Raw genomic sequence first — 1057 nt, 5'->3', positions numbered from 1 at the left:
GCGGACCTCTCGCCGGCCGACCTCCGGAGCGCGGCCGTCGAGAGCGCGGCCGAGAACCTCGCGGACGGGTTCACCGCGCCGCTTCTCGGGTTCGCGCTCGGGGCGACGGTCGGGCTGGCGCTCGGCGCCGGTCGCCCCGGCGCGGCGGCGCTCGCGCTCGGCGTCGCGGTCGCGGTCTGGGTGAAGGCCGTGAACACGCTCGACTCGATGCTCGGGTACCGGTCGAAGCCCGTCGGCGAGGCGAGCGCCCGGCTCGACGACGCCGTCATGTACCTCCCGGCCCGCGCGAGCGCCGCCTGCCTCGCCGTCGCCGCCCGCTCTCCGGCGAGCCTCCGGCGGGCCCGCGCGTGGGCCCACGAGCCCGGGTCGCCGGAACTCCGGGTGGCCGATGGCGACCGCCGCGGTCGCGCTCGACGTCGGGCTGGCGAAGCCCGGTCACTACGCGCTCAACCCGGACGCCGACCCGCCGGACGTCGCGGACGCCGAGGCGGCGGTCCGGCTCGTCGGCGTCGCCGGCGGCGTCGCGGTAGTCGCCGTCGCCGGGTGGCTGCTCGCGGTCGGCACGGCGCTCGCGATCGTCGAGGGCGCGCCGCCGTCCGTGACGATCACGCCGATGGCGGCCGCCCGCGACCTCGCGATCGCGGAGGTGGGCGCGTGAGCCCGACCGCGCTGCGCGGGGCGCTCGGCTTCCTCACCCGCCTCCCGGTCGGCCGCGACGAGGCGACCTGGGAGGCGTTCGTCCAGTCGCCGGCGACGTTCCCGGTCGTCGGGTACCTCGTCGGGGCGCTCGTCGCCCTCCCGTTCCTGCTCCCCGCGCCGGCGCCGACGGTCGCGCTGGCGTTCCCGGTCGCCGTCTACGCCGCGACGGGGATCACCCACCTCGACGGGGTGGCCGACCTCGGCGACGCGGCGGTCGTCCACGGCGACGCGGCGGCACGGCGGGCGGTGCTGAAAGACTCTGCGCTCGGCGTGGGAGGGACCGTCGCGCTCGTCGCGGTGGTGCTCGGGCTCGCGACGGCCGCGTTCGCGCTCGCGGAGGCGGCGGTGTCGACCGGGC

At 78.7% G+C, this 1057-nt stretch carries 1 protein-coding gene and 1 pseudogene; both read left to right on the top strand.

Features of this window, described 5'->3' with window-relative positions:
• Positions 1–658: pseudogene (locus GJ633_RS17455) on the top strand (cobalamin biosynthesis protein); the annotation flags it as partial.
• A partial coding sequence (locus tag GJ633_RS17450; protein WP_321169142.1) for an adenosylcobinamide-GDP ribazoletransferase occupies positions 655–1057 on the top strand: 403 nt, incomplete at its 3' end. The pseudogene GJ633_RS17455 and the gene GJ633_RS17450, both read left to right, overlap by 4 nt.

It is taken from the genome of Halorubrum sp. CBA1125, assembly GCF_009742825.1.
Taxonomy (GTDB): Archaea; Halobacteriota; Halobacteria; order Halobacteriales; family Haloferacaceae; genus Halorubrum.
The sequence above is the reverse complement of the archived record's forward strand: the minus strand, read 5'-3'. Positions and strand labels throughout refer to the sequence as shown.